Genomic DNA, 24,373 nt, shown 5'->3' on the forward strand with positions numbered 1-24,373 from the left:
TAACCATGCGTACATTCGGCGTCGAGGAAGAGCTCCTGATCGTTGATCCGGACACGGGGGAGCCGCTTGCCCTCGCGGATGCGATGTTGTCTGGCCGCCGGATGGCAGCCGACGACGCCCCGGAACGTCCCTATGCGCTGGCAGCCAAGGAAAAAACTGCCCACGACGACTGGACTGGCCTGACTGCCGAGCTGAAGCTTGAGCAGATCGAGACCCAGACCCGTCCCTGCCTCGAGTACGCAGAACTGCTGCAGCAGATCCGGGCCGGCCGGCTGCTGGCGGACCAGGCGGCCGCCAAAAACGGTGCAAGGGTTGCCGCCCTGGCCACGTCTCCGTTTGGCCTTGCGAGCCACACCACCCCGGACGCCCGCTATGCCCGGATGCTGGAACGCTTCGGCCTGACCGCGCAGGAGCAACTGACCTGCGGCTTCCACGTCCACACGTTCATCGAATCCAAGGACGAGGGCGTGGCCGTGCTGGACAGGATCCGGGACAAGCTGGCCGTACTCACGGCATTGAGCGCGAATTCGCCGTTCTGGAACGGGATGCCCACAGGATTCGAGAGCTACCGAACCCAGGCCTGGAACCGCTGGCCTATGTCCGGCCCTTCGGCCATTTTCAGCACGTACTCCGCATATCGGAGGGTGGTAACGCGTCTGCTGGACAGTGGCGTGCTGCTGGATGAAGGCATGATCTACTTTGACGCCCGCCTGTCCCGGAACCACCCTACGGTTGAGGTCCGGGTGGCCGACGTCTGCCTCCGCGCCGAGGACGCTGCCCTGATCGCGGTGCTGGTGCGGGCATTGGTCGAATCGGCCAGCCGTGAATGGCGCGACGGCGTGGAGCCGGCCCCGGTGCCCACGGTGCTGCTGCGGATGGCGGCATGGCAGGCGAGCAGCAGTGGCCTGAGCGGTGAGTTGCTGGATTTTGGCACGTTCAGGCCGGCACCCGCCGTCGACGTGGTGCGATCCTTGGTGGACTATCTGGCTCCGGTCCTCGCCGAGCAGGACGAACTTTCCCTGGCCCGGCAGGGCGTCGAGGACATCATTGCCCGCGGCACCGGCTCCACCGAACAGCGCAGGGTGCGGGACGCGGTGATGGAAGCATCGGCGCCCGACGACGGCGGGCTGGGGGCCGTGGTTGCCCACGCCGTGCGTGTCACGATGCGCGGCACCTCCGGGTTGCGTGAGGCGGACGAAGTCCCGGAACTGCTGCGGGTGCGCCTGTCCTGAGTTCTCCCTGAGGCTTTGCGCGAACGGGCAGATAATGCCCTGTTTGCCCGTGTTTTGGGGTCATTATCTGCCCGTTCGCGCCAGCTACAGCGTCAACGCCTGGGGAGTGCGTCCGTGTGGTCTTCGGAGGGAGCCATCGGTTCCTCGTAGCGCATCAGCTGGACACCCACCGCGGTCTCCACCAGGTGGAAAGCGAACGGCGGAATATCCTTCGTGCCAGCCAGGATTGCAGCAAAGACGGGAGCACTGGCGGCCGCCGTGATGCCAGTCCAGGGTTTCAGCGGTAAGAGCAGCAGCCCCGCCCCCAGGGCCGCGAGCCCGCCGATATGCAGCCCTGAATATGTAAGGAACGGCCAGTTGGAACCCCGCCGATACGCGAACCTCTCCAGGTCCGAGGCGCGGTCCGCGAGGGCCGCCACGAACAGGGGTGCGCCTGCCATCAGGGCAGCTGCCGCGCCGGCGGCTAGCGTCTTGGCGGGGCCGGGGCCGGAGCGGATGGATTGGGCGAACCGGGCAAATCCGACGGGAACGGCCATTGTCCCGGCGGCTGCCAGGAATTGTCCGGCAACCCAAAGACCGCGGTGGCGCTCCAGCATGGCCAGCCTCGCAGCAGGGTCGCGGGTGGCGTGCACGTTCCCCACGAAGGAGACTCCGAGCCCCCAGCAAGCGCCAACATCGCGGTGGTGACCATGAAGCTACGCCGCACTGCCGCCGACGTCAACGACAGGGTTCGAACGGGCAGATATGGCCCTGTTCTTGCGCTGTGAGGGGCCCCAAGTGTCCGTTCGCGCCAAGAAACGACGACGTCATGCACCGACAGCCAGGCGCACACCCAACGTGAGCATGACCGCAGCGACGAGTCCGTCCAGGATGCGCCACGAGGCGGGCCGCGCGAAGAACGGCCGGAGGACCCTGGCCCCGAATCCCAGCGCACTGAACCAGGCGATGCTGGCGGCGATGGCTCCGCCCCCGAACCACCAGCGCAAATCCTGTGCCTGCTGGTTGGCCACCGATCCGAGCAGCAGCACGGTGTCCAGGTAGACATGCGGGTTGAGCCACGTCAGGGCCAGTACCGTGCTGAGGGCGGCGCCGAGGCCGACGGCGGGCTGCCGCCCCGACGCCGTTAGTGCTCCAGGACGAATCGCCCGGCGCGCCGCCATGACGCCGTAGCCCACCAGGAAGGCGGCGCCGGCAAACCTGACCACGTCTACGATCACGGGACTCGACTGGAGCAGCGCCCCCACTCCGGCGATGCCCGCTGCGATGAGCAGCGCATCGGAGACGCTGCAGACCAGGACGACGGCGGCCACATGCTCGCCGCGGATGCCCTGCCGGAGGACAAAGGCGTTCTGGCTGCCGATGGCCACGATGAGGGCGAGGCCCGTGCCGAAGCCCAGCGCGGTGGGGCCGATAAATGCAGTCAGTTCCATATCCTCCAACGTACGGCCGGACGTATGATTACTCCAGCTAAATATTCTTAGCTCTATTAAGGAAAGCTAATGAAGATGTTTCAGTTCGAGCAGCTCCGTACCTTCGCGGCCGTCGTGGATGAGGGGACGCTCGAGGCGGCGGCCCGCAGCCTGTACGTCACGCCGTCGGCCATTTCCCAGCGGCTCAAGGCCATGGAGGACGCGGCCGGCCAGATCCTGTTGCAGCGCACCAATCCCGCCCGGCCCACACCAGCCGGGGAAGCCATCCTGCGGTTTGCCAGGCAGGTCCGACAGCTCGAATGGGACGCCCAGCAGGAGCTCGGCGAGAGCCGGCACCGGCCGACGGCGCCCATCCCCTTGGTGGTGAACGCGGACTCACTCTCCACTTGGTTCATGCCTGCCCTGGCAGGTCTTCCGGCGGATCTCGGCGCGTGCTTCGAACTGCGCAGGGAGGACGAACAGCATTCCACCCAGCTTCTGCGGACCGGATCGGTGATGGCCGCAGTAACCGCAACGCCGGAACCGGTCCAGGGCTGCAGCGTGGAACCGCTGGGATCCCTGCGGTACCGTGCGGTGGCAAGTCCCGGCTACCTCCGGCACTGGTGGCCCGACGGGCCGGAACTTGTTGCAGGGAGCCAGGCACCGGTGGTGGACTTTGACCGCAAGGATGACCTGCAGGACGGGTTCTTCCGCACGATGACCGGCGCGGAACTGACCGCGCCGCGGCACTATGTGCCGTCGTCGGCCGAGTTCGCCCAGGCCATCCGGCTGGGACTGGGATGGGGGCTGCTACCGGAGCAACAGTGCCTGGCAGACCTCCGCAGCGGCGCCCTCGTGGAGCTGGCCTCCGCGAGCCCCGTTGACGGGTCCTTGTACTGGCAGCGCTGGAAGATCGACTCCCCGGTGCTCAACCAGCTGACCGCCGCCGTCCGGGAGACGGCCTCCCGGGAACTGCGCCAGCCAGGCGCCTGAGCCGCCGTTCTCACACAGCCCGACAGGGGGTGCGTCCGGCAACGCGGCATGCCATACTCAGGCCGTGACGTCGTCGTACTCATTCCGGGCCGAACTGTGGCGCTATCCCGACGAATCCGGCTGGCACTTCCTTACCCTCCCGGTGGAGGTCGCCGACGACCTCCGGGAAGAGGCAGCGGTGTTCCGGAAGGGCTTCGGCTCGGTCAGAGTCACGGCGGAAATCTCCGGCTGCACCTGGCGTACCTCGGTCTTTCCAGACAGCAAAAGCGGCTCCTACCTGTTACCCGTCAAGAAGGCCGTCCGGGACGCGGCGGGCATCAGCGACGGGGATGAAGTGGCCGTCCGGCTCGCGATCCAAGGCGAAGACGAGGCACGTACCGGGGTACGGACAGGCGGTACTGGCTGAACTCTGCCGGGAATGACGCTGCCAGGATAGCCTCTTCTCGAAGCACGCCGCGGTGGACTGCGCCGGAAGCCACCGGGAGGGCCGCCACCATCCAGGCATCATCGCGGCACAGCCCAATTCCCAGGTGCATGAGGGCCCAGCCCACAGTTGAGGCCCCAAAAGACGCAAGAAACAGGGCCTCAACTGTCCCTTCGCGCCAATCAGAACTAGATGTGCTTGAGGGCCTGCTCCAGGTCGCCGATGAGGTCGTCCACGTCCTCCAGGCCCACGGACAGCCGCACCACACCGTCGCTGAGCCCGATGGCTGCGCGGCCCTCGGGACCCATGGCGCGGTGCGTGGTGGTGGCCGGATGGGTGATGAGGGACTTCGCGTCGCCCAGGTTGTTGGAGATGTCGATGATCCGCAGGGCGTCGAGCAGCGCAAAGGCGGCTTCCTTGCCGGAGCGGCCACCCGTCGTCGCAAGTTCCAACGTGAGGACGGTGCCGCCGGCCTTCATCTGCTTGGCCGCGAGCTCGTACTGCGGGTGTGACTTCAGCAGCGGGTACCTGACCCAGCTGACGGCCGGCTGCTGTTCGAGCCATTCGGCCAGCCGCAGCGCGGACGCGGAGGAGTGGTTGACGCGCAGCGCCATGGTCTCCAGGCCCTTGGTGAGCACCCAGGCGTTGAACGCGGAGAGGGCCGGGCCGGTGTGCCGCATCAGCTGCTTGACCGGGCCGTCGATGAATTCCTTGGTGCCCAGGATGGCGCCGCCCAGGACGCGTCCCTGGCCGTCGATGTGCTTCGTGCCGGAGTACACAATCACGTCCGCGCCCAGCTGGCCGCAGCGCTGCAGCAGGGGAGTGGCAAAGACATTGTCGACGACGACGGCGGCCCCGGCGGCGTGCGCCAGCTCGCTGACCGCGGCGATGTCCACGATTTCCTGCATCGGGTTGGACGGGGATTCGAAGAACACTGCGGTGGTGGGCTCCGACAGTGCAGCAGCCCATTGCTCGAGGTCCGGGCCGTCAACAAACACGGTTTCCACGCCCCAGCGCGGCAGGATCTCGTTCAGGATCACAAAGCAGGAGCCGAACAGCGAGCGCGCGGCAACCACCCGGTCCCCGGCCGCCAACAGGGCACCCAGAGCCGTGAACACCGCTGACATGCCCGACGCCGTCGCAAAGCACGCTTCGGTGCCTTCGAGCAGGCGGAGGCGTTCCTGGAAGGTGGCCACGGACGGGTTGCCGTACCGGGAGTAGACGAAGCGTTCGTCCTCGCCGGTGAAGGCGCGCTCGGCAGCGGCAGCGGACTCGTAGACGAAGCCCGAGTTCAGGAAGACCGGCTCGGTGGTCTCCTGGAAGTTGGTGCGGTCCAGCCCGCCGCGGACCGCCTGCGTCTCGGCACTCCAGCCGGCGGCGTCTGGGTTGAAGGTCACTTGGCTATTCCCAGATTGGTGGGCAGGCCGCGGTTCTTCCAGCCGTTGACGGTGCGCTCGCCGTAGCGGTCCGGCTCGCCTTCGAAACCCTCCAGGACGTTGTAGGAGGTGAAGCCGGCCTGCGTCGCGGCGATGGCGGCGGCGATGGAGCGCTGGCCCGAGCGGCAGAGGAAGACCAGCTCCGCGCCGTCGTCCTCCGGGGCCTGCTGCGTCAGGTCGGTGATGAAATCCGGGTTCGGGATGCCCCCCGGGAACGTCCACGGGATGAACAGGGGATCGTTGTCAGTGGCCTTCGTGTCCGGGATGCCGATGTGGGCCCATTCGCCTTCTGTCCGGACATCCACCAGGATGGCGCCCTGTTCGAGTTTGGCCCAGGCCTGCTGCGGGGTGAGGTCTCCGGCGTAGCTCATGCGTGGCCCTCGCCGTCGAAATCGAGGTCATCCACGGCGGAGGCGACGGCGGCATCAGCGGTGGCGATGGCCGACGGGAGGATGAGTGCCTGCGCAACAATCACAACGCCGCCGTTGGACGTCGCGGCCGGGCTGCCGTGCAGGACATACCCTTCGGCCAGGGCAGTGGAAATCCGTTCACAGAAAGACCTGTCATCCGGCCCGGTGACAAGCCGGTACGACAGTTTCTCTTCAGGGGCGGGTGCGTCAGACACGACGGAACTCCTTCTTTCACGCTTGCAGCTCGAATGGGTCGATATGCCGAGTATTCACCTGAGGCACCCCGCCGCGAAAGGGAGGGTTGCCGACCGGCCAGTCAGGGCTTGGCGCCGGTTCTCATTACTCCCCAAAAACGTAACATCCGGCCCGCCCGGCCGCACTGCCGTCGTCGTCATGTTCCGTAACCAACGCGTTTTCCGTGATCCCGCCGTGCGTCCGTAACGCCGGCGCCGACGGGACAATCGGGTCATGGGGAACTTTCGGGGGCGTTCATTGACGGGCGCCTGGGCACGCGTTTTGGCTGTGACGTTGTGCGCTGTGCCGGTGCTGGCGGGGGTGACAAGCTGCCGGAACATTTTCGCGCCGCCGCCCTGCATGCCGCCGGAGTTTTCCGTCTCGCCTGCCGCCGCGAAACCCGGCGAGCAGGTCACCGTCAGCGCCCCGGATACCACCTGCGATGCCCGCTACGGCACCGATGCGCAGGTCCAGGTGACGGTCAAGGATGCGACCGGTACCGCGGTGCTGGAAGAGCTCGCTCCCATGTCCGACGACGGCGGCTTCACTTTCGTGTTCACCGTCCCGGCTGGCGTGGCTCCCGGGAAGGCCGGGGTCACCGCTTACCCGTACAACCTGGACTGGTGCGACGACACAGGGGTGAACAACCGGGCGGCTCAGGGGCCGCCGGAACTGGTCCGGGTCGCATGTGCGCAGCGCCTGGTACCGCTGGTGGTCCTGGGCGGCTGAGGCTGATCCGGACCATAGGACGCGACCGATAGAGTTTACTGGGGCACCGGCCACCGTCTCTGAAACAGCCGTCCTTGGGGGTATACACCAGCATGCCAACAGCCACAGCGCCGGCCAACAATGCCAGCCCTGCCGGGCGGACACGGCTGCGGGCCGCCGTCGGACTCATCCTCACCGTTGTCCTTTCCGTCCTGGCGGTGGGACTAGCCGCCGGTAGCGCCCGTGCCGCTGGCACCGCTCCGGAGCCGGGAAAGCCGCTGCTGGGTGTTGTCCTTGAGTGGGGCGAGGATTCGGCGCAGGGCTTCGCCGAACGGTTGGGTGCCTCACCTGCGCTGCTGGGGCACGACATTGCCCTTCCCCTCCGGTCCGGCGAGGAAATTGACATCAGGGAGTTCCTGGGGCAGGCCTCCGCCTTGGGCTCCCACGCCATGCTCACAGTGGCCCCGTCCGCCCCGCTGGATCAGGTGGACGCGGCAGCCGCCCAAGCCTTTGCCAATAAAGTCCAGCAGCTCGCGGCCGGATTCCAGGGCCAGCTCCTGATCCGGTTCGCCCCGGACATGAACTCGAGCTGGACGCAATGGGGGCAGCAGCCCCTCGGATACAAGGCAGCGTTCAGGAACGTGGCCGCCGCCTTCAAAGCCACTGACGACGCCGGCACGGTGATGGTGTGGCAGCCGTACCTCGGGCGGGACTACCCGTTTGAACGCCACCGGAATGCGCCTGCTGCGGGTTCGGAGGGCTTCGCCGCGCTGGACACCAACGGTGACGGGACCTGGAACGGATCAGATGCCGCCTATACGCCGTATTACCCCGGCGACGACGCCGTGGAATGGGTGGGGCTGACGGCCTACCACGATGACACCGGCGGCAAAACCGCGGTCAACACCATTCCGGTGGAGGGCGAGCTCTCGGCCATGCTCACCCAGTCCGGCAGCGAGGACTTCTTTTCCTCCTACGTGGACGAGCGCAACAAACCCATGGTCCTCCAAACCTCGGCCTTCTACAGCCCGGCCACGGGCGGCGCCGCGAACCGGGACATCAAGGTGTCCTGGTGGGAACAAGTACTCGAGACGGGCACCTCTGCGCGTTTCGGCCGCATCGCCGCCGTCGTGTGGGACGAACGGACCAGCACGCGCGACACCGGTGTGGCCAGCATCGACTGGCGGCTGACCGGCGACGCCGGGACGGCTCAAGCCGCGGGCGAAGCGCTGAAGCAGTCTGCCCTGGCAACCGGGCCGGCGACGGCCCCCAGTGGCGGCCAGCAGGCCACCCGGGCCAACTCCGTAACCGGGGCCGCTGCCTGGACGGTGGCCGCAGCCCTGGCCCTCCTCCTGGCGGCGCTGTGGCAATTGCCGCGGCGCGTAGGTGCGGTTGCCTCCTGGGGCTACGGCGAACCGACCAAACGGGACTCCCGGGTCGACTTCCTGCGCGGACTCGCCATTGTGTTTGTGGTGGTGAACCACCTGGGCATGTCCTCGCTGTTCCAGCTGCTCACGCAGGAAGCCGTGGGGTTTGTCTCCGGCGCGGAGCTGTTTGTCCTGTTCTCCGGGCTGGTGGTGGGCATGGTCTATGGCCCGCGGGTGAAGGACGACTTTGGCAAAGTAGTGGACCTGACGTCACGGCGGGCCGGCAAGCTTTACGTGACGGCCCTCGTGGTCTTGGTGGGCGTTTTCCTGCTCTCATTGCTGCCGTTATTCGAGACTGATGCCCTGACCACCTACGTGGATCAGGGGACGGGCGGCGCCGGGCACAACGCCGTCGGCCGGACCTATGACCTGTACGCCGGGATGGAATCGTTACTGCAGTTCCCGGTTCCGGCGCAGGTGCTTCCGGCCATCCTGTTGCTGCAGTTCGGCCCGTGGCAGTTCAACGTCATGGGCCTCTACGTCGTCCTGTTGTTGGCCAGCCCGCTGATCCTTGCAGCGCTTAACCGAGGCAAGGCGTTGTGGGTTCTCGCCGCGACCCTGGGCGTCTATGCCGTGGGTGCGGCCACACGCTTCCGAATCCTGCCGTCCCAGTTCGAGGACTCGTTTCCGCTGCTGGTGTGGCAGGTCCTCTTTGTGATCGGACTGGTGGCGGGCTTCCACCGGCATCGAATTGTCTTGTGGCTCTCCGCGCACTCCTGGGTGGTGGCAGGCTGCACCGTATTGGCGGTGACTTTTGCCTTCCTGTCCTGGTGCAACCCCTACCTGGCGAACGGTTTCGACGTCCGCCTGGCCATCATTCCCGACTCTGCTTACCGGGCCATGTACGACGCCTTCTTTGCGCGCACGTACCTGGACCCCGGCCGCCTGCTCAACGTCCTGGTGCTGGTGGTAGCTTCCTACGCTTTCCTAACGGCGTACTGGAAACCGGTGGAACGGGCGCTGGGCTGGTTCCTGATTCCGCTCGGTCAGGCCACGCTATATGTGTTTATCCTCCACGTGGTCCTCATCGCCGTGATCGCCAACATTCCGGCCCTTCGGCAGGGCGACATCCTCCTCAACACCGCCGCCTACGCCGTGCTCCTTGGCCTCCTGTGGGTGATGGTGAAAAAGCGCTTCCTCTTCGGAATCATCCCCACCTGACCCCGACCTGACCTGACCCGCCGGGTCAGCGCAGTTCACGGGTCAGGAGTTCCTGGAGGGCCGCATTGGGTTCGCTGGGTTTGCCACGCTGGCCTCGGTGTTTTTCACCCCAGCGGAAATCGCGCCGGCTCTGACCCTCCCGGACGCCCTAGCCGCGGGCTTTGAGGATCAGGGCGTCGCCCTGGCCGCCGCCGCCGCACAAGGCAACCACGCCTGTCCCGCCGCCGCGCCGGTTCAGCGCGAGTGCCTGATGCAGGACCAGACGGGCCCCCGAGGCGCCCACCGGGTGGCCCAGGGCGATGGCGCCGCCGTCGGCGTTGATCCTGTCCGCGTCGATCCCCAGGTCCGTGGCGGACTGCAGCACCACCGAGGCGAAGGCTTCGTTGATCTCAATGAGGTCCATGTCCTCAATGGTCAGCCCTTCGAGTTTCAGGGCTCGCTCAATGGCGCGGGACGGCTGGGAATGCAGGGATCCGTCCGGTCCGGCGGTCTGGCCGTGGCTGCCGATTTCCGCGATCCAGCTGAGGCCGGCCGCTTCCGCAGCTGCCTTGCTGGCCACTACCACTGCGGCGGCGCCGTCTGACAGCGGGGAGGCAGAACCGGCGGTGATGGTGGCCGCCGGATCTTTGGAGAAGGCGGGCTTCAGTGCCGCCAGCGTGTCGATGGTGGTGCCGGCGCGGATGCCTTCGTCGGCATCAATCACGACGGCGGGTCCCCGGCGCTGCGGGACCTCCACCGGAGCGATCTCCTCAGCCAGGATGCCGGCCGCCCGGGCGGCCTCCGCCCGCTGGTGCGAAAGGGCGGCGACGGCGTCCTGGTCCTCGCGGCTGATGCCCAGGCGGGCGTTCCCGGCGTCGGTGGCGGAGCCCATCAGTTCACCTGAGACGGGGTCCTGCAGGCCGTCAAAGTTCAGCGAATCCAGCAGCGGCGCATCGCCGATGGCCACGCCGCCGCGAAGCCGGGGGAGCAGGTGCGGGGCGTTGGTCATGGACTCCTGGCCCGCCGCCACAATGAAATCAGCCTCGCCGGCGCGGATCATCCGGGCGGCATCAATCACGGCAGTCAGGCCGGACAAGCACAGTTTGTTGATGGTCACGGTGGGCACATCCCAACCGATGCCGGCGGCGAGGCTGGCCTGCCGGGCGGGTCCCTGGCCAGCGCCCGCCTGGATAACCTGGCCCACGATGACGGCCTGGATCTGTTCCGGCGCCACCCCGGACCGTTCCAGTGCGTTCCGGATGGCGTGGGCACCCAGTTCGCTGGAGGTGAGCCCGGAGAGGCTGCCGCGGAACCTGCCGAAGGGGGTGCGTGCGCCGCCGAGGATGACGGCGGTGCGGTCCTCGATGCCCGGGGGAGTGTTGGCCGTGGCGTCGTTGCCCATGATGGTGCCTTTCGGTGGTGCCGTTACCGTTCAGCATGTCACGGGACCCGGCGCCGAGGGAACGGCCCGTGCCCCGCGAAGGCAGGACTCCGCCGGGCGCCTCAGCGCAGGATGAACTGCAGAAGCACGTGGTCCTGCCAGCTGTCCGCGATGTTCAGGTACCGCGGTGCGAGGCCGATCTCCTGGAACCCCGGCGCGCCGATGATGCGCTGGGCGTCCTCCCGGGCGCAGAGGCCGGATCTGCACGCCGCCGACCAGCGGTTCGGTGTGGCCGTTCGCGGTCATGGCAGGTCCGCCAATGCCCGGGGATCGTCCGCGTCTTCCTGGGCGTAGCTCGTGCGTGCTCGAAACGCTTGCCTTTCATGATTCGCGTGCCGTTTAGCATAACGCGCTGGTCCGGACGGTCTCGAATGGCACCCCTTCGAGAGAGTTTACTGACCGTAAAGTGCGTTTATTTATTAGAAATATGAACGATACAACACTGAAATTGTCACGTCCTTTGACGAAACATTCCATCAATACGCTCGCACCGTACGTTCAATAGAAAAGGGAAGAACAATATGGCAAGTGCGACTCGCAGGAATTTCCTCCGCTACGTGGGCATGGTGGGCGGCGCTGGGGTCATGTACCAGACCATGGAGGCGATGGGCCTCGCGCCGGACTCTGCGACGCCGGCGTTCGCTGCCCCGCGCAAGGGGGACCTGAACGGCGCCGGAAAGTCGGTGGTGGTGCTTGGCGGCGGCATCGCCGGCCTCACCACCGCCTATGAGCTGGGCAAGGCGGGCTACCAGGTGACCATCCTGGAGGCGCGGATGCGGCCAGGCGGGCGCAACTGGACCGTGCGCGGCGGCACGGAAGAGACGGACCTGAACGGAATCACCCAGCGGGCAACCTTCTCCAAGGACCAATACATGAATGCCGGGCCGGGCCGCATTCCGCAGCACCACATCACCTTGGACTACTGCAAGGAACTCGGCGTCGCCATCGAGCCGTTCACCAACCAGAATGCCGACAGCTACCTGTTCCGCGAAGGCAGCACCAAACTTTCCAACACTCCTGTCCGGCACCGCGCGGCCAAGGCGGACGTGTACGGCTATGTCTCCGAACTCCTCGCAAAAGCGACTGACCAGGGCTCTCTGGACCGTTACCTGAGCCCGACCGACAAGGAGCACCTCATCTCCTTCCTGGGCAACTTCGGCGCCATCGGCGCCAAGGTGCCGGGCGATGCCGCGGCCAGCTTCAAGTACTCGGGCACCGGCAGGAAAGGCTACTCGGTGGCCCCCGGCGCGGGCCTGGAAGCCGGCACACCCCTGGCCCCGGATGCCCTCTCCGACGTGTTTGCCAGCGGTGTGGGCAACTACTTCTCATTCGAATTCGGCTGGGACCAGGCCATGATGATGTTCCAACCCGTAGGCGGCATGGACCGGATCCCGTACGCATTCGAAGCTGCCATCGGCAAGGACAAGATCGTCTACGGCGCCAAGGTCCTGTCCCTGAACAACACCGCCACGGGCGTCTCGGTGGACTTCGCGAATCCGGGCGGCCAGACCAAGAGCCTGCAGGCGGACTTCGCGGTCTGCACGCTGCCCCCGCACATCGCCGCCAAGGTCCCCGGCAACCTTCCGGCTGACGTCCTGGAGGCCCTGAGCTTCGCCACCCCCAGCGACGCCGGGAAGATCGGCATCGAGTACTCACGCCGCTGGTGGGAAGAGGACCACCGCATCTATGGCGGCATCACCAACACCAACATCGATCTCGGCAACATGTGGTATCCGTCCACGGGTTTCCACGCCCAGCGGGGGACCATGGTGGGCTACTACAACACCGGTGCCAGCGCCCGCGTCTACCAGTCGCTGAGGCCCGAGAAACGGCTCAGCCGTGCCCTTGACCAGGGTGCGCGGATCCACGGAGACGTGTACCGGAAGGACGTTGCGGCGGCGTTCTCGGTCGACTGGAGAAGCACCGCGTTTTCGGAGGGAGCCTGGGTGGGCTGGCCGTCGCAGACCGATGCCAAGTACGCCAGGCTGCTGGAGCCCACGGGCAACATCTACTTCGCCGGCGACCACCTGAGCCACGCCATCGCCTGGCAGCACGGCGCCATGACCTCGGCCCGGGCTGCCGTCACCGCACTGCACACCCGTGTGGCCGCGGCGGTGGCCGGTTGAGCGCCCCGCTGCAGGACCGCCCCGGCATGTCCCCAATCCACGGAAAGAAGCCCATGATCCGCTGCACTTCCTTGATCGCCGCCGGCGTTGCCGGCATCTGCCTCAGCGCAACCGCAGCCTTCGCCGCACCCGCCGTCTTTGCGGACCTGACGTCCCCCAAACCGGGCACCACGGTCTCAAACCTCCCGGCCGGCCAGGACAATCCGATGATTGCCTCGGGGGTGGCCATCGGGGCGAACACCGCCATCTACAAGACCAGCGGCCTGGGGCCATCGGCGTTGAACACCGCAGCGCCCACGGGCAGCGAACAGAGGTACATCGATGAGGTCGTCTTTCCCGGCGGTGTGCTCCCCGACGGGGTGACCGTGACGGAGGCGCAGGGAATCAACGCCCTGCGCCGGATCGGCGAGAACCTCGCCCGGGCAGGACTGGATTACGACGACGTCATCACCATGCGCGTTTTCCTCCAGAATCCAGCTGGGGCGGAGAAGGCCGACTTTGACGGCTGGAACCGCGCGTACCGGCAGTACTTCGCCAACACGAGCCTCGCCGACGGGTCTCCGGTACAGGTGTCTCTGGGTTCGGCCGCTCCCGCCGCCCCGTTTGTGGTGAACCCGGCGAGGCCGTCGCGGTTCGCCTTGGAGATCGAGAATCTGCCGGTGAACGGCTGGCTGGTGGAAGTGGAGGTGGACGCCGCGTATCCGGCCCCCTCCGGGAAGTAGCTTCCGGCCAAGGACTCAAGGACGTCGTGCAGAAGGGCCCGGGGACACCCGGGCCCTCTCATCCCTTGAGTCCCCTGCAGGCTCCGTACCGGTGGGCAGAAGCCACTCACCCGCGGAACCTGCCGAAGGGCGTGCGTGCGCCGCCCAGGATGACGGGGATGTGAGCGTCGGTCCTTATGGGTGCCTTTCGACTGCGGTTTCAGGAGGGTCTGGGGCCAGCTTAGGCGAACCGTGGGGGCCGGTGAGGTGGCGCAGGCGCTGTGGATTCGGCTGCGATCGGCTCAGCTGTGGAGGAGCAGTTGGTGGAGCAGGTGGTCCTGCCAGAGGCCGGCGATCTTTAGGTACTGCGGCGCCACGCCGATTTCCCGAAAGCCGGCGCGCCTGAGGATCTTGCGTGAGGGCTCATTATGGAGCAGCGTTGCCGCCTGGACCCGGTGGAGGCCCAGTTCTGTCCGGGCATGGTCCGTGGCGAAGCGGACCGCGGCAGCTCCGATGCCCCGCCGGTTGAGGCTGGAATCAACCCAGTACCCGAGGTTGGCGTTGAGGAACGGGCCACGGACGATGCCAGTAAGGGTGACGGCGCCGACGATGTACGCGGGATCGTCGCGGTTCACCAGCACCCACGGAACTTCCTGGCCCACGGAATGCTGGGCGAGCTTGGCCCGGATGATGTCCAGCTGATGCCTGGGCGTGAAAAAGGCTTCGTCCCGCTCCGGTTCCCACGCAGCGAGGTGCTGGCGGTTCCGGAGGTAGGCCTTACTCAGGCCGGCCGCATCGCTCCGCCGCAGCAGCCGGATCCGGACCCCCGGGACGAGCGGAGCGGGGGCTTCGCTGTCCATAAGCTCTCCCGGGCTACTCGAAGGAAGCACGACGGCGGTCCGACAACCGGGTGTTCCAAACGTCCGGTTTGGCAACCTGGAAGCGGCGGCCAGTAAGTGCGATCGGGTTTAGCCGGATGTAGTAGTCCTTGGGTCCGGGCTGCCAGGGCTCAAGATGCTGGGCGTCGACGGCGTCCTTGTCAGCCTGTGCCTCGATCACTTCGGTGTCTCCGCGAACCACCACACTCCAGGCCACCTCCGTGCGGGGATCGTATCCATCGATCTCCAGCGCCGCGGGACGGTCTGCCTTGGCGCCCCACAGTTTGGTGCCGCCGGCGCTGCGGAAGACGATGCTCCTGCGGTCCAGGACGTAGTTGACCGGAAAGATCTCCGGATGGCCGTCCACTACAAGGGCCAGGCGCCCCAGGGTGTCCCCGGCAAGGAATTCCCAGCATTCGTCGAACGTCAATTTGTTGGTCGCCTGCGTGTGAGAGTTCATGCACCAAACCATACGGACCTGCGGGACGGATCAACAGGGTATTGCCAGGCTTCAACCCCCAGGCTCCGGCCTGGGCAGGTCGACTTAGGGCACTCCAACATGCTCCAGCAGGGCGTCCAGGAGGGGAAGCTGGCCCTTGACCAGCTTGCTGCGGGCCTCGGATTCCGTCACCCACCGGGCATCGTCCACCTCGGGAAAGTCCTGGATGACGCCGGATCCTTTGGGCCACTCCAGCGGGAACGTGTTGCTCACAACCCGTTCGGGCTGGAAGTCAGACTCCGCGGCGAACACTGTGATGATCTTTCCCGACGGTTGCCTGAACGCGCCTAGCTCAAAGTAGGCAACAGCTGGCGGCGGCGTGCCGATTTCTTCGGCAAATTCGCGCAGCGCGGCCACCTGGGGATCCTCGTCGGGAAGGTACTCGCCCTTGGGAACCGACCACGACTGGGTTTGTTTGCGGGCCCAGAACGGTCCGCCCATATGCGCAATCCACACTTCCAGCCCGCCTGCTCCCTGCCGGTACAGCAGGATCCCTGCACTGCGAACCACCATGGCCTAAGGCCTCCCTGCTGAACTTTGGAAGACTACGGGATCCGGGAACCTGCTGAACCCCGGAAACTACTGGATCCCGGCAAACAATGCGTTGAGTTCGGCCGTCAGCTGCTTCTGCACCGCGGGCGTCCCGACTTCCTTGCCGTCAATGTGGTTCACCGGCGCGAGCAGCCTGATGCTGGAAATCAGCCACACGGCGTCGGCGTCCAGCAGGTCCCGCGGCTCCAGCGGCCCGTAGCCGAGCTCCCAGCCGGCTGCCTTGGCCGCCGCGAACAGGGCCCCCTGGGAGGTCCCGGGGAGGATCCCGCTGTCCAGTTGCGGGGTGATGAGGCGGCGCACCGTCCGAGTGGCGCCGGCGCCGTCGTCGGAGGTTTCCAGATGTGCCAGCAGCACAGTGGACGTGGGGCCTTCCAGGACCCGGCCGTCGGAGGAGGTGAAGATGACGTCGTCGGCGCCCTGTTTGTGGGCGTACCGCAGGGCGGCCATGTTCGTGGCATAGGACAGGGTCTTGGCGCCGAGCAGCAGCCACGGGGCACGCTCAGCCACGTCGCTGTCGTAGCCGCGGTCCAGGAGGATGACGTCGATCCCGGTTTCGCGCTGGCGGCGTCCGAGGGCGCCCACCGGGGACACCTGAACCCAGCATGTGGGGGACTCTGCGCCTTCCGGGCCGCGGGTGACCACGAGTTTCACCACCACCTCGTCCTCGGCGGGCGACGGAGCGGGATGCTGGTTTCGGTGCTCCGCGACGCCCGTGGCGATGGCAGCCCGCCATGAATCCTGCCCCGGGATCACCAGGTCAAGGGCCTGGGCCGATCCGGCCAGCCGGTCCAGATGCGCCTGCTGCTTCCGGACGGCGCCACTCACCGCGAGCATGGATTCGAACACGCCGTCGCCCCGGGTGGCGCCCTGGTCTGTGGCCATCAGCTGCGGCTGGGAAGCGTCGGCCAGCCGGCCGTCCGGGAACGCGGGGTCAAGAAACACGAGCACCACGGGCGCAGGAGAAGTCATGGCTCCAGCTTAGTAGGGCCCGCCGCGGCTAAGCTGTGGTCATTGCCCCGCGGGAACAGGTCCGCGGGTGCGCGCAATCCGGGGGTATTCCAGTGCTGTGGCCAATTTCGCTTGCGGGTACCGCGCCGACGTGGGTGGTGGTGGTGCTCAGCATTGCAGACCTGGTGATCCGGGTTCTGGCTATCGGCATCATCCCCGGCAACAGGCGACCCACCACGGCCATGGCCTGGCTGCTGGGCATCTTCTTTGTGCCGTTCCTGGGCCTGGTCCTTTTCCTGCTGTTCGGAAACTTCAAGCTCTCCAGCCGCCGCCGCCAGCAGCAGGAGGTCATCAACACCCGCGTGCGGTCCGGCATCTCGGCGCTCGCCGACGTCGTCAGTGAATATGAAGGGCCCGAATGGGTGACGTCCGCCGGGGAACTGAACCGGCGGCTCGGCTCCCTCCCCATGGTGGACGGCAATTCCGTGGACCTCCTTCCCGGCTACCCGGACTCGATCCTGGCCATGACCCAGGCCGTGCGCAAAGCCAAGACGTTCGTCAATGCCGAGTTCTACATCATGAGCACGGACCACATCACCGATGACCTGCTGACCGCCCTGGAGGAGGCCGCCGAGCGGGGCGTGGAAGTGCGCGTGCTGTTTGACCACATCGGCACGCTCCGCGTCAAGGGTTACCGCGACCTGCTCAAACGGCTGCGGGCGGGAAAGATCCAGTGGAAGCGCATGCTCCCGGTGCTGCCCATCCACGGCCAATGGCGCCGCCCGGACCTTCGGAACCACCGCAAAATCATGGTGGTCGACGGCGAACTCGCCTTCACGGGCTCGCAGAACCTGATCGAGCCCTCCTACAACAACCCCAAACACCGTAAGGCCGGCCGCGAATGGGTGGAGCTGATGGCCTGCCTGCGCGGACCGATCGTCACCACGCTCAACGTGGTGTTCGCCACGGACTGGCTGAGCGAAACCGACGAGTCCCTGGAACACCAGCTGCAGCTCCCGGACAACCCCGAGCCGGGCAACGTCACAGCCCAGGTGGTGCCCAGCGGACCCGGGTTCAGCACCGAAAACAACCTGCGCCTCTTCAACACCCTGATCTACTCAGCCCAGCACCGGATCTCCATCTGCAGCCCGTATTTCGTGCCCGATGACTCCCTGCTCTACGCCATCACCACCGCAGCCCAGCGGGGCGTGGACGTGGAGCTGTTCGTCTCCGAAAAGGGCGATCAGTTCCTGGTCCACCACGCCCAGCGCTCCTATTACGAGGCGCTGCTGGAGGCCGGCGTCCGGATCTACCTCTACAAGGCGCCCTTTGTGCTGCACGCCAAGCACTTCACCATCGACGACGAAGTGGCCGTCCTGGGCTCCAGCAACATGGACATGCGCTCCTTCTCGCTGAACATGGAGGTCTCGGTGATGCTGCTCGGCGGGGAAATCGTGAACAACATGCGCGCGGTCGAAGACACATACCGCGACATTTCCAACGAGCTCATACTCGAGGACTGGCTGCAGCGCCCCCTCGCTGCCCGCTATGTCGATAACGTCGCCAGGCTGACCGCCACGCTCCAGTAACTCTGGGGGTCAGGCGCTGGGAAAGTCCGCACCCAGCGCGGAAAGCACACCGTGCGCCTTCACGCGGATTTCGTCGTACTCCTCGTCAGGTACCGAGTCGGCAGTGATGGCGCCGCCGACGCCGAGGGTGAGTTCCGCCGTCGACGCTTGTTCGCCGCCGTCCCCCGCCACCGCCGTGGTTACCAGGGTGCGGATCGCCACCGCAAGGTCCGTTGCCCCGTTGAGGGAAAAGTAGCCGATCGCGCCGGAATACAGGCCGCGCGGGCCCTCCTCCAACCGGTCCAGGATGGCCATGGTGCTGATTTTCGGGGCGCCGGTCATGGAGCCGGCCGGGAAACAGGCGGCTACCGCCTCGGCCCGCGGCGAGCCGGGCAGTAGCCGCGCGTCGATGGTGCTGACCATCTGGTGCACCGTGGCGTAGCTTTCGATCTCGCACAGCCTGCTGACCGTTACCGATCCGGGTTCCGCGAAGTGGCTGAGGTCGTTCCGTAGCAGGTCCACAATCATGATGTTTTCCGCGCGGTCCTTCAGCGAGGTCGCCAGGTCCTCCCGCAGCTGCCTGTCACGCTCCGGATCAGCACCCCGGCGGCGGGTGCCTTTGATCGGTTCGGCGCGCATGCCGCCGTCGGACGTGATCCTCAGGAACCGCTCCGGCGACGTGCTGGCCACCGTCAGCCCGCCGAACCGCAAGTAGCTGGCGAACGGCGCGGGATTCTTCCGCCGCAGCGCGAGGTACGTGGGCCAGGGGGCCGCCGCGGCGGCGGGCAGCCGGGCCGTGAGCGTGGTGGTCAGGCACACCTCGTATGAGTTCCCTTCACGGATTTCGTGCTGGGCGGCCGCGATTTTGGCCAGGTAGGACGGCTCCGTGTCGCGGCTGCTGAACGCGGGCCCCACGGGACGTACGACGCCGTTGCTGCCGCCGGCGTGCGTGCGTTGGTCCCCTGAGCTTGGTGTGCTCGCGGCGGCGACGGCGACGGGGGCGGCAGCGACGGCGGCGCGGGCGTCGGTCAGCCAGCGGTCGGCGTCGGGCGCTTCCAGGGCAAGGAGCCACGCCGCTCCTTCCACGTGGTCCAGAACGACGGCCCGGCCCGCGAAGATCAAGGCCGCATCAGGAGTCGGTGCAGCCACGTCCGTTCCGCCGGTTTCGCGCTTGAGCTCATAGCCCAGGCAGCCCAGCCAGCCCAGGGTGAAGTCACCCGGGTAACCGTCCGGCGTGCGGACCGCGCGGCGTCCCCAGACCGTGTCCAGCCAGCGGAAGAACGGTCCCGGCACGCGCGCCGTGGCGGAGCCTGCCGTGATGACGCTTTCGCCGGACCGGTGCGTGACCGCCTGGCCGTACGTCCCGCCGTCGTCCGCCAGGATGCTGAAGCGGCTGCGCGCGGTGGCGGGCGACTGCTGCGGGAGCGGCCCTGCGGACGTGTTTGGGGAGTCTGCGTTGGTGATGTCCGCGGCGGCGACGTCCGCGTTGGAGGAGTCCAGCCAGACGGCATTTGCTGAGCCGCCGTAAAGGTTCGCGAAGAGGGCAGCGGCGTCAGGCCTGGCGTCCAGCCGTTCCGCACGCAGCCTGAGGCCCCGGCGGGCGGCAAGCTCGGGAACAAGCACCGGTCCGAGTGCGGGCAGGTACGCGAGGGCCTGCATGACGTCGGCGGTGGCGGAACCGTCGGCATTGTTGAGGACGCGGATATCGGCTTCGTGGGGGACGTCGTCGGCGGCGAGCCAGACTTCCTCCTGCTCAGCCCACTGGTCCCAAAACGGCTCATATGTGCCGCCGTCGCGGTCCAGGGCCCGCTTCCGGCGGATGTCGTCCGGCGAGTCTGCCCAGATGACAGCGCTGAGCAGGGGCCGGGCGTCCGCAGCCGCCGCCCCCACTCCCTCAATGATCACGATCTCGGCGGGCAGCGTGACCCGGGTGTCGCCGTCGTAATGCCTGTCCCAGTCCCAGCTGGTCCAGGTGGCGGGCTCGGCGCGGCTCAACGGCGTGAGCACGGTGGAAACGTAGCGCTCGATGCCCGCGGTGAGGCCGTTCCAGCCCGGGTAGATGTCCTCCAGGTGGAAGAGCGCGACTTTGTGATGGTTCCGCAGCTGCGCGGCAAGTTCGATGGCCAGAGTGGTTTTCCCTGCGCCGGATCGCCCGTCAATGGCGATGATCACAGGTGCGGGGGTCATGAAATAGAGCGTACCTGCTGCGGCATCAGCTGCTGTCGCGGCGCCGCCTGGCCACGGACCGTGCGGACGTGCGCGACGATGCCGGGCACAGCGCCGCGGATCTGCTCCCCGGCGGCGTCAAAATCGGCATGGCCGCCGTACCAGGGATCCTCGATGCCTTGGTCCAGCAGGTCGCTGCCGGCAACGGCGCGGTCGAAGCTGCGGAGCATCCGGACTTTGTTCATGGCGTGCGCGTCTGGCGCGGCGTCGCGCAGCCAGGCGTAGTGGTCAACGTCCAGTGCAAGGATGAGATCGCGCTCGCGGAACCACGCGGCCTGCCAGACGCGGGCAACATGGTGCTCTGAGCTCAATGCGTTTCCGCGAGCCGGCGGGCGGCGCGCGGATCGATGGGCCGCCCTGCCTCATAACCGGTGGTTCCCGCCGAATCCACTGTCACATCCGAGCCCAGGCCTTCGGCTTGGAAGGCCGCGCCCAGCATCATCTCGGCCATCGGCGACCGGCAGATATTTCCCGTGCAGACGGCGATGACGCGGTATGGGCTCGACGATGAGTTCATGGGGCTAAGCATGCGGGACCGGGGCATTCGTGGCCAGCTGGCATTCACATGTCGTGACAGGTCCGTAAGAAAATTGATGAAAGAAGTCAAAATTGCGTCCGTCCGGCCGCCTTCAATGTTCGTCAGGCGTCCTGCAGCGGTCGCCGCGCCAGCCATGCTGCCACGATCGCGCCGGAGATGTTGTGCCAGAGCGAGAAAACGGCGGACGGCAGTGCGGCCAGCGGGGTGAAATGCGCGGTGGCCAGCGTGGCGGCCAAACCGGAGTTCTGCATGCCCACTTCGAAGGCGAGCGCCCTGCGTGCCTTGTCGTCTAGCCGGCCCAGTTTCCCGGCCAGGTAGCCCAGACCCAGGCCGAACCCGTTGTGGAGGACCACTGCGAGGAACACAATGCCGCCCGCGGCCACGATTTTGGAGGCGCTGCCCGCCACAACAATCGCGACAATGAAGGAAATTACGACGGCGGATGCCCAGGGGAGCGCCGGCAGCACCTTGGCGATGAGGTTCTTGAAGAACAGCCGCGCCAGCAACCCGGCGATGACGGGCAGGAGTACCGTCTTGACGATGTCCAGGACCATGCTCCCGGCGTCGATTTCCAGGAAGGATCCGGCCAGGAACAGGACCAGCAGTGGCGTAACCACGGGTGCGATCAGGGTGGATACCGAAGCGACGGCTACGGACAGGGCCACGTCCCCCTTGGCCAGGAAGGCCATCACGTTCGAGGCGGTGCCGGATGGTGCGCAGCCCACCAGGATCAGGCCCACGGCAAGCTCCGGCGGAAGCTGGAGCGCCACGGCAATCAGCCAGCCCGCACCGGGCATGATCACGTAGTGCGCCACGATGCCCAGAACCACTGCCCACGGACGCTTCACCACAGAGGCAAAATCCGGCGGCGTCAGGGTCAGGCCCATGCAGAACATGATGATGCCCAGCAGGTACGGGACGCTGGGTCCCAGGGGCTGGAAGGTTGCCGGCACAAGGAAGCCAGCGACGCCTGCCAGGACCACCAGCGCCGGGAAGATCGTGACGGCAAGCCGTGCGATTTTCGCCTCGGCGGCCAGCGCCGGGTTGGTGGGTACCGGGGCGTGATCAGTGTCGGATTCTGTCGATGTGGGGGATTTGGTTGCCTCAAGCATTTATTGATCGTGGCATTGATGTCCGGCGGGTGGCCACTTCATGACCATGCTCCGGGCAAAAATGTCAGACATCTGCGCGTTGGCGGATTAGTGGACGGCCTAGTGGATCAGCGCGAGGAGAATGCCTACGGCCACAAAGAGCACGCCGAAGATCCGGCTCAGGATCTTCTGGCCGCCGGCGTTGTGCGTGAACCGCTGGAAGGATTTGGCGGCAAAGGCGAAGAAGAACCACATGACCAGGATGTCGATCACCACTACGGTGGCCGTGAGCACCAGGTACTGCGGCAGGAGCGGCTGTTCCGGACGGATGAACTGTGGCATAAATGCGAGGAAGAAGACGATGGCCTTCGGGTTGAGCAGGTTGACCCAGAGGCCGCGCCGGAACATTGACCAGGCGGGCTCGTTCCGGAGAGCGGCGGCCTGTTCCTGGTCCACTACCGGTTTACTCAGGAACTGACGGATGCCCAGGTAGACCAGGTAGGCGGCTCCGGCGTAACGGATCACATTGAAGGCCACCGGGGAGCTCGCCACCAGCACGCCAACTCCCAACGCCACGATCATCACGTGGACAACCAGGGCTGCCTGCTGGCCCAGGATTCCCCAGATGGAGCGGCGGAATCCGGACGTGAGTGAGTTGCTCATGGTGTTGATGGCACCGGCGCCGGGCGTGAAACTGATCAGGACGCCGGCGCCCGCGAGGGCGAGCCAAAGGGAGAATTGCACTTGGCAAGTTTAGTGCCGACCTCACCACAGGGTGGTCACAGGCTCAAATGCCTGGAGTGCCTCATCTGCTGTAACAAGCGTGAGCCCTTCCACCATGGCCTGCGCAGCCAGGACCCGGTCAAAGGGGTCCTTATGTTCCCAGTCCAGCTGACCGGCGGCCAAAGCATGCGGCGCGGAGACGGCCAGCTCCGAGGCGTACAGGTGGGCCACCTGCCGTCCGAAGCTTGCCACTATGGCTGCCCCTGACGGCAACTTGCCTTGATGGTGTTTGTACGACAACTCGTATGCGGTCATGGGCGAGACATAGACCGAGTTCTCGAGCTTAGTGATGGCGTTCCTGGCCTTGGTGGACAGTTTCTTGGGTTCGGCGAGGGCCCAGAGGAAAACATGTGTGTCCAGGAGCAGGCGCATCAATGATCGCCACCCGTCACGTCGCCCATTTCCTCCCCGGTCCACGGATCGTAGAATTCATCCGGGATCTGGAGCGGCGCGAGGAAGCCCAGCTCGCGTTTGTGGGGGCGCTCGATTTTCACCAGCCGGGCCACCGGGCGGCCTGCCTTGGCAATGACCACATCCTCGCCGTTTTCAACGAGGTTCAACAGCTCAGACAGGCGGGTTTTTGCCTCTTGGACGTTGTACTGTCCCATGTTGACCAAGTCTAGTTGGTCAACCTCGGCAGTGTAAGGCTCTGCCCAGTATTCGTTCTCTCCGTAATAGCTCATATTCCGACGCTATTGCCGCCAGTGCTGGGTTGATAGGCACTGTCATGCCTATGTGGAAATCACGCCCGGGCGATGACCTCACCGTTCGGGATGAGGAACCAGCCGTCGTCGGTGGATCCCCAGCGGTGCCAGCCAGCCGAAATCCGGGCCAGGTCCGCTGGGTTGGCGAAGCCGTATTCAAGGGCCTGCTCTGCGAAGGCCGAATGCAGCACGCGTTCGCCCCAGACCCGGGCCTGCCATCTCCGCTGTTGCCCGGTGGCATACAGCCAGTTGCTGCTGGTGGGTGCCACGTTGCTGAAGCCTGCGGACTGGGCCCAGGACACGAGTCGGCGGCCGGCGTCGGGCTCGGCCCCATTGCGTCGTGCGATCCGCTGGTACAGGTCCATCCATTCGTCCAGCTCAGGGATGGCGGGGTACCAGCTCATGCCGTGGAAGTCGGCGTCGCGCACTGCCACAATGCCGCCCGGCTTCGCCACCCGGCGCATCTCGCGCAACGCCTCCACCGGGTCCGTCAGGTGCTGGAGCACTTGGTGGGCATGGACGACGTCGAACGTTTCGTCCTCGAAATCGAGGTCATAGATGTTGCCAGCCAGGAACTCCGCATTGGCCACACCGCGCTCGACGGCAAGCGCCGTCGCCTGGGCGATGATGTCCGGCGACCGGTCCAGGCCGGTGACCTTTCCGGGCGACACCAGCCCGGCGAAATCGCAGGTGATGCTCCCCGGGCCGCAGCCGACGTCGAGCACTGAAACCCCGGGCGTGAGGTGCGGAATGACAAAAGCCGCGGAGTTCTCCGCGGTCCTGGAGGCGTGGGCGCGGACCACCGACTCGTGGTGGCCGTGCGTGTACACATCGTCGTCGTCAGGCTGCTGCGTACTCATAATGAAACGCTACCTCTCCGCAGTGAAAAACAGGCGGAACGTTCC

The 24,373-nt window shown here is 66.4% G+C and carries 24 protein-coding genes, 1 pseudogene and 1 riboswitch; of the genes and pseudogenes, 8 read left to right on the plus strand and 17 right to left on the minus strand.

Annotated elements, in window-relative coordinates; all coding sequences use genetic code 11:
• The first annotated feature begins 5 nt into the window (after window positions 1-5).
• On the plus strand, window positions 6-1,232 hold the full coding sequence (locus ACX80V_RS12715; RefSeq protein ID WP_485843431.1) for a glutamate--cysteine ligase 2: 1,227 nt from the start codon (window positions 6-8) through the stop codon (window positions 1,230-1,232).
• Between the two features lie 92 nt (window positions 1,233-1,324).
• On the opposite strand, the gene ACX80V_RS12720 is transcribed toward ACX80V_RS12715, so the two are convergent.
• Both ACX80V_RS12720 and ACX80V_RS12725 read right to left on the minus strand, forming a co-directional pair.
• Window positions 1,325-1,873 carry a hypothetical protein gene (locus tag ACX80V_RS12720; protein ID WP_485843432.1) on the minus strand — a complete coding sequence of 183 codons (549 nt, stop codon included), beginning with the start codon at window positions 1,871-1,873 and terminating at the stop codon, window positions 1,325-1,327.
• Between the two features lie 165 nt (window positions 1,874-2,038).
• Complete coding sequence (locus ACX80V_RS12725; protein WP_058930866.1) at window positions 2,039-2,662, minus strand: LysE/ArgO family amino acid transporter; 624 nt, start codon at window positions 2,660-2,662, stop codon at window positions 2,039-2,041.
• 69 nt (window positions 2,663-2,731) lie between these two features.
• On the opposite strand from ACX80V_RS12725, the gene ACX80V_RS12730 reads away from it, so the two are divergent.
• Window positions 2,732-3,634, plus strand: a complete 903-nt coding sequence (locus tag ACX80V_RS12730; protein WP_485843433.1) for a LysR family transcriptional regulator ArgP — start codon at window positions 2,732-2,734, stop codon at window positions 3,632-3,634.
• A gap of 64 nt (window positions 3,635-3,698) precedes the next feature.
• The gene (locus tag ACX80V_RS12735; protein WP_485843434.1) at window positions 3,699-4,040 is read left to right on the plus strand and encodes a DUF1905 domain-containing protein; all 342 of its coding nucleotides are present in this window, start codon (window positions 3,699-3,701) and stop codon (window positions 4,038-4,040) included.
• A 206-nt stretch (window positions 4,041-4,246) separates the two neighbouring features.
• Here the strand turns inward: ACX80V_RS12735 and ACX80V_RS12740 are convergent, their stop codons facing one another.
• From ACX80V_RS12740 to ACX80V_RS12750, 3 genes are read right to left on the minus strand one after another with little or no spacing between them, the layout of a single operon-like run.
• On the minus strand, window positions 4,247-5,455 hold the full coding sequence (locus ACX80V_RS12740) for an O-succinylhomoserine sulfhydrylase (RefSeq protein ID WP_485843435.1): 1,209 nt from the start codon (window positions 5,453-5,455) through the stop codon (window positions 4,247-4,249).
• A complete protein-coding gene (locus tag ACX80V_RS12745) occupies window positions 5,452-5,865 on the minus strand; it encodes a rhodanese-like domain-containing protein (protein WP_058930870.1) in 414 nt (137 codons plus the stop codon). The genes ACX80V_RS12740 and ACX80V_RS12745 overlap by 4 nt, the downstream gene beginning before the upstream one ends.
• Window positions 5,862-6,119: a DUF1737 domain-containing protein gene (locus tag ACX80V_RS12750; RefSeq protein ID WP_056341324.1), complete on the minus strand. Its 258-nt coding sequence runs from the start codon at window positions 6,117-6,119 to the stop codon at window positions 5,862-5,864. The genes ACX80V_RS12745 and ACX80V_RS12750 overlap by 4 nt, the downstream gene beginning before the upstream one ends.
• A gap of 13 nt (window positions 6,120-6,132) precedes the next feature.
• Window positions 6,133-6,248, minus strand: a riboswitch (SAM riboswitch).
• Between the two features lie 124 nt (window positions 6,249-6,372).
• Here ACX80V_RS12750 and ACX80V_RS12755 point away from each other — a divergent pair.
• On the plus strand, window positions 6,373-6,867 hold the full coding sequence (locus ACX80V_RS12755) for a hypothetical protein (protein WP_485843436.1): 495 nt from the start codon (window positions 6,373-6,375) through the stop codon (window positions 6,865-6,867).
• Window positions 6,868-6,959: 92 nt separating this feature from the next.
• On the plus strand, window positions 6,960-9,434 hold the full coding sequence (opgC, locus tag ACX80V_RS12760; protein WP_485843437.1) for an OpgC domain-containing protein: 2,475 nt from the start codon (window positions 6,960-6,962) through the stop codon (window positions 9,432-9,434).
• Between the two features lie 148 nt (window positions 9,435-9,582).
• Here the strand turns inward: opgC and ACX80V_RS12765 are convergent, their stop codons facing one another.
• Window positions 9,583-10,815 carry an acetyl-CoA C-acetyltransferase gene (locus ACX80V_RS12765; RefSeq protein WP_485843438.1) on the minus strand — a complete coding sequence of 411 codons (1,233 nt, stop codon included), beginning with the start codon at window positions 10,813-10,815 and terminating at the stop codon, window positions 9,583-9,585.
• 560 nt (window positions 10,816-11,375) lie between these two features.
• On the opposite strand from ACX80V_RS12765, the gene ACX80V_RS12770 reads away from it, so the two are divergent.
• Window positions 11,376-12,980, plus strand: a complete 1,605-nt coding sequence (locus ACX80V_RS12770) for a flavin monoamine oxidase family protein (RefSeq protein ID WP_485843439.1) — start codon at window positions 11,376-11,378, stop codon at window positions 12,978-12,980.
• Window positions 12,981-13,006: 26 nt separating this feature from the next.
• Entirely contained in the window at window positions 13,007-13,702 is a 696-nt protein-coding gene (locus tag ACX80V_RS12775; RefSeq protein WP_485843440.1) for a Rid family hydrolase, read from the plus strand.
• Window positions 13,703-13,983: 281 nt separating this feature from the next.
• Here the strand turns inward: ACX80V_RS12775 and ACX80V_RS12780 are convergent, their stop codons facing one another.
• The 4 genes from ACX80V_RS12780 to ACX80V_RS12795 form a co-directional block, all read right to left on the minus strand.
• Window positions 13,984-14,541 carry a GNAT family N-acetyltransferase gene (locus ACX80V_RS12780; protein WP_485843441.1) on the minus strand — a complete coding sequence of 186 codons (558 nt, stop codon included), beginning with the start codon at window positions 14,539-14,541 and terminating at the stop codon, window positions 13,984-13,986.
• 13 nt (window positions 14,542-14,554) lie between these two features.
• On the minus strand, window positions 14,555-15,019 hold the full coding sequence (locus ACX80V_RS12785; RefSeq protein ID WP_485843442.1) for a pyridoxamine 5'-phosphate oxidase family protein: 465 nt from the start codon (window positions 15,017-15,019) through the stop codon (window positions 14,555-14,557).
• A gap of 84 nt (window positions 15,020-15,103) precedes the next feature.
• Window positions 15,104-15,571 (minus strand): NUDIX hydrolase, encoded by a 468-nt coding sequence (locus ACX80V_RS12790; protein WP_485843443.1) that lies wholly within the window; start codon window positions 15,569-15,571, stop codon window positions 15,104-15,106.
• A 66-nt stretch (window positions 15,572-15,637) separates the two neighbouring features.
• Window positions 15,638-16,579, minus strand: coding sequence for an aminodeoxychorismate lyase (locus ACX80V_RS12795; protein WP_058930878.1), 942 nt, complete (start codon window positions 16,577-16,579; stop codon window positions 15,638-15,640).
• Window positions 16,580-16,674: 95 nt separating this feature from the next.
• On the opposite strand from ACX80V_RS12795, the gene cls reads away from it, so the two are divergent.
• Entirely contained in the window at window positions 16,675-18,147 is a 1,473-nt protein-coding gene (gene cls, locus ACX80V_RS12800; RefSeq protein WP_485843550.1) for a cardiolipin synthase, read from the plus strand.
• A 9-nt stretch (window positions 18,148-18,156) separates the two neighbouring features.
• On the opposite strand, the gene ACX80V_RS12805 is transcribed toward cls, so the two are convergent.
• From ACX80V_RS12805 to ACX80V_RS12835, 7 genes and pseudogenes are all read right to left on the minus strand, one after another.
• Complete coding sequence (locus ACX80V_RS12805) at window positions 18,157-20,313, minus strand: chorismate-binding protein (RefSeq protein WP_485843444.1); 2,157 nt, start codon at window positions 20,311-20,313, stop codon at window positions 18,157-18,159.
• Window positions 20,310-20,869, minus strand: a pseudogene (locus ACX80V_RS12810) (low molecular weight protein-tyrosine-phosphatase). Before ACX80V_RS12810 ends, ACX80V_RS12805 begins: the two are co-directional and overlap by 4 nt.
• Window positions 20,870-20,991: 122 nt before the next feature.
• A complete protein-coding gene (locus ACX80V_RS12815; protein WP_485843445.1) occupies window positions 20,992-22,002 on the minus strand; it encodes a bile acid:sodium symporter family protein in 1,011 nt (336 codons plus the stop codon).
• A 99-nt stretch (window positions 22,003-22,101) separates the two neighbouring features.
• A complete protein-coding gene (locus ACX80V_RS12820; protein ID WP_485843446.1) occupies window positions 22,102-22,725 on the minus strand; it encodes a LysE family transporter in 624 nt (207 codons plus the stop codon).
• Window positions 22,726-22,746: 21 nt separating this feature from the next.
• Entirely contained in the window at window positions 22,747-23,136 is a 390-nt protein-coding gene (locus tag ACX80V_RS12825; RefSeq protein WP_485843447.1) for a type II toxin-antitoxin system VapC family toxin, read from the minus strand.
• The gene (locus ACX80V_RS12830) at window positions 23,136-23,447 is read right to left on the minus strand and encodes a type II toxin-antitoxin system Phd/YefM family antitoxin (protein ID WP_485843448.1); all 312 of its coding nucleotides are present in this window, start codon (window positions 23,445-23,447) and stop codon (window positions 23,136-23,138) included. Before ACX80V_RS12830 ends, ACX80V_RS12825 begins: the two co-directional genes overlap by 1 nt.
• Window positions 23,448-23,506: 59 nt before the next feature.
• Complete coding sequence (locus tag ACX80V_RS12835) at window positions 23,507-24,328, minus strand: methyltransferase domain-containing protein (RefSeq protein WP_058930884.1); 822 nt, start codon at window positions 24,326-24,328, stop codon at window positions 23,507-23,509.
• Between the last annotated feature and the right edge of the window lie 45 nt (window positions 24,329-24,373).

This window comes from Pseudarthrobacter arbutini (assembly GCF_054510915.1).

What these genes read in the sequence shown, in the direction of transcription:
- ACX80V_RS12715 (WP_485843431.1), top strand. Translation starts at nt 6, where the DNA reads ATGCGTACATTCGGCGTCGAGGAAGAGCTCCTGATCGTTGATCCGGAC.
- ACX80V_RS12835 (WP_058930884.1), bottom strand. Translation starts at nt 24,328, where the DNA reads ATGAGTACGCAGCAGCCTGACGACGACGATGTGTACACGCACGGCCAC.
- ACX80V_RS12815 (WP_485843445.1), bottom strand. Translation starts at nt 22,002, where the DNA reads ATGCTTGAGGCAACCAAATCCCCCACATCGACAGAATCCGACACTGAT.
- ACX80V_RS12780 (WP_485843441.1), bottom strand. Translation starts at nt 14,541, where the DNA reads ATGGACAGCGAAGCCCCCGCTCCGCTCGTCCCGGGGGTCCGGATCCGG.
- ACX80V_RS12795 (WP_058930878.1), bottom strand. Translation starts at nt 16,579, where the DNA reads ATGACTTCTCCTGCGCCCGTGGTGCTCGTGTTTCTTGACCCCGCGTTC.
- ACX80V_RS12725 (WP_058930866.1), bottom strand. Translation starts at nt 2,662, where the DNA reads ATGGAACTGACTGCATTTATCGGCCCCACCGCGCTGGGCTTCGGCACG.
- ACX80V_RS12825 (WP_485843447.1), bottom strand. Translation starts at nt 23,136, where the DNA reads ATGCGCCTGCTCCTGGACACACATGTTTTCCTCTGGGCCCTCGCCGAA.
- ACX80V_RS12790 (WP_485843443.1), bottom strand. Translation starts at nt 15,571, where the DNA reads ATGGTGGTTCGCAGTGCAGGGATCCTGCTGTACCGGCAGGGAGCAGGC.
- ACX80V_RS12775 (WP_485843440.1), top strand. Translation starts at nt 13,007, where the DNA reads ATGTCCCCAATCCACGGAAAGAAGCCCATGATCCGCTGCACTTCCTTG.
- ACX80V_RS12755 (WP_485843436.1), top strand. Translation starts at nt 6,373, where the DNA reads ATGGGGAACTTTCGGGGGCGTTCATTGACGGGCGCCTGGGCACGCGTT.
- ACX80V_RS12830 (WP_485843448.1), bottom strand. Translation starts at nt 23,447, where the DNA reads ATGAGCTATTACGGAGAGAACGAATACTGGGCAGAGCCTTACACTGCC.
- opgC (WP_485843437.1), top strand. Translation starts at nt 6,960, where the DNA reads ATGCCAACAGCCACAGCGCCGGCCAACAATGCCAGCCCTGCCGGGCGG.
- ACX80V_RS12805 (WP_485843444.1), bottom strand. Translation starts at nt 20,313, where the DNA reads ATGACCCCCGCACCTGTGATCATCGCCATTGACGGGCGATCCGGCGCA.
- ACX80V_RS12730 (WP_485843433.1), top strand. Translation starts at nt 2,732, where the DNA reads ATGAAGATGTTTCAGTTCGAGCAGCTCCGTACCTTCGCGGCCGTCGTG.
- ACX80V_RS12765 (WP_485843438.1), bottom strand. Translation starts at nt 10,815, where the DNA reads ATGGGCAACGACGCCACGGCCAACACTCCCCCGGGCATCGAGGACCGC.
- ACX80V_RS12770 (WP_485843439.1), top strand. Translation starts at nt 11,376, where the DNA reads ATGGCAAGTGCGACTCGCAGGAATTTCCTCCGCTACGTGGGCATGGTG.
- ACX80V_RS12745 (WP_058930870.1), bottom strand. Translation starts at nt 5,865, where the DNA reads ATGAGCTACGCCGGAGACCTCACCCCGCAGCAGGCCTGGGCCAAACTC.
- ACX80V_RS12785 (WP_485843442.1), bottom strand. Translation starts at nt 15,019, where the DNA reads ATGAACTCTCACACGCAGGCGACCAACAAATTGACGTTCGACGAATGC.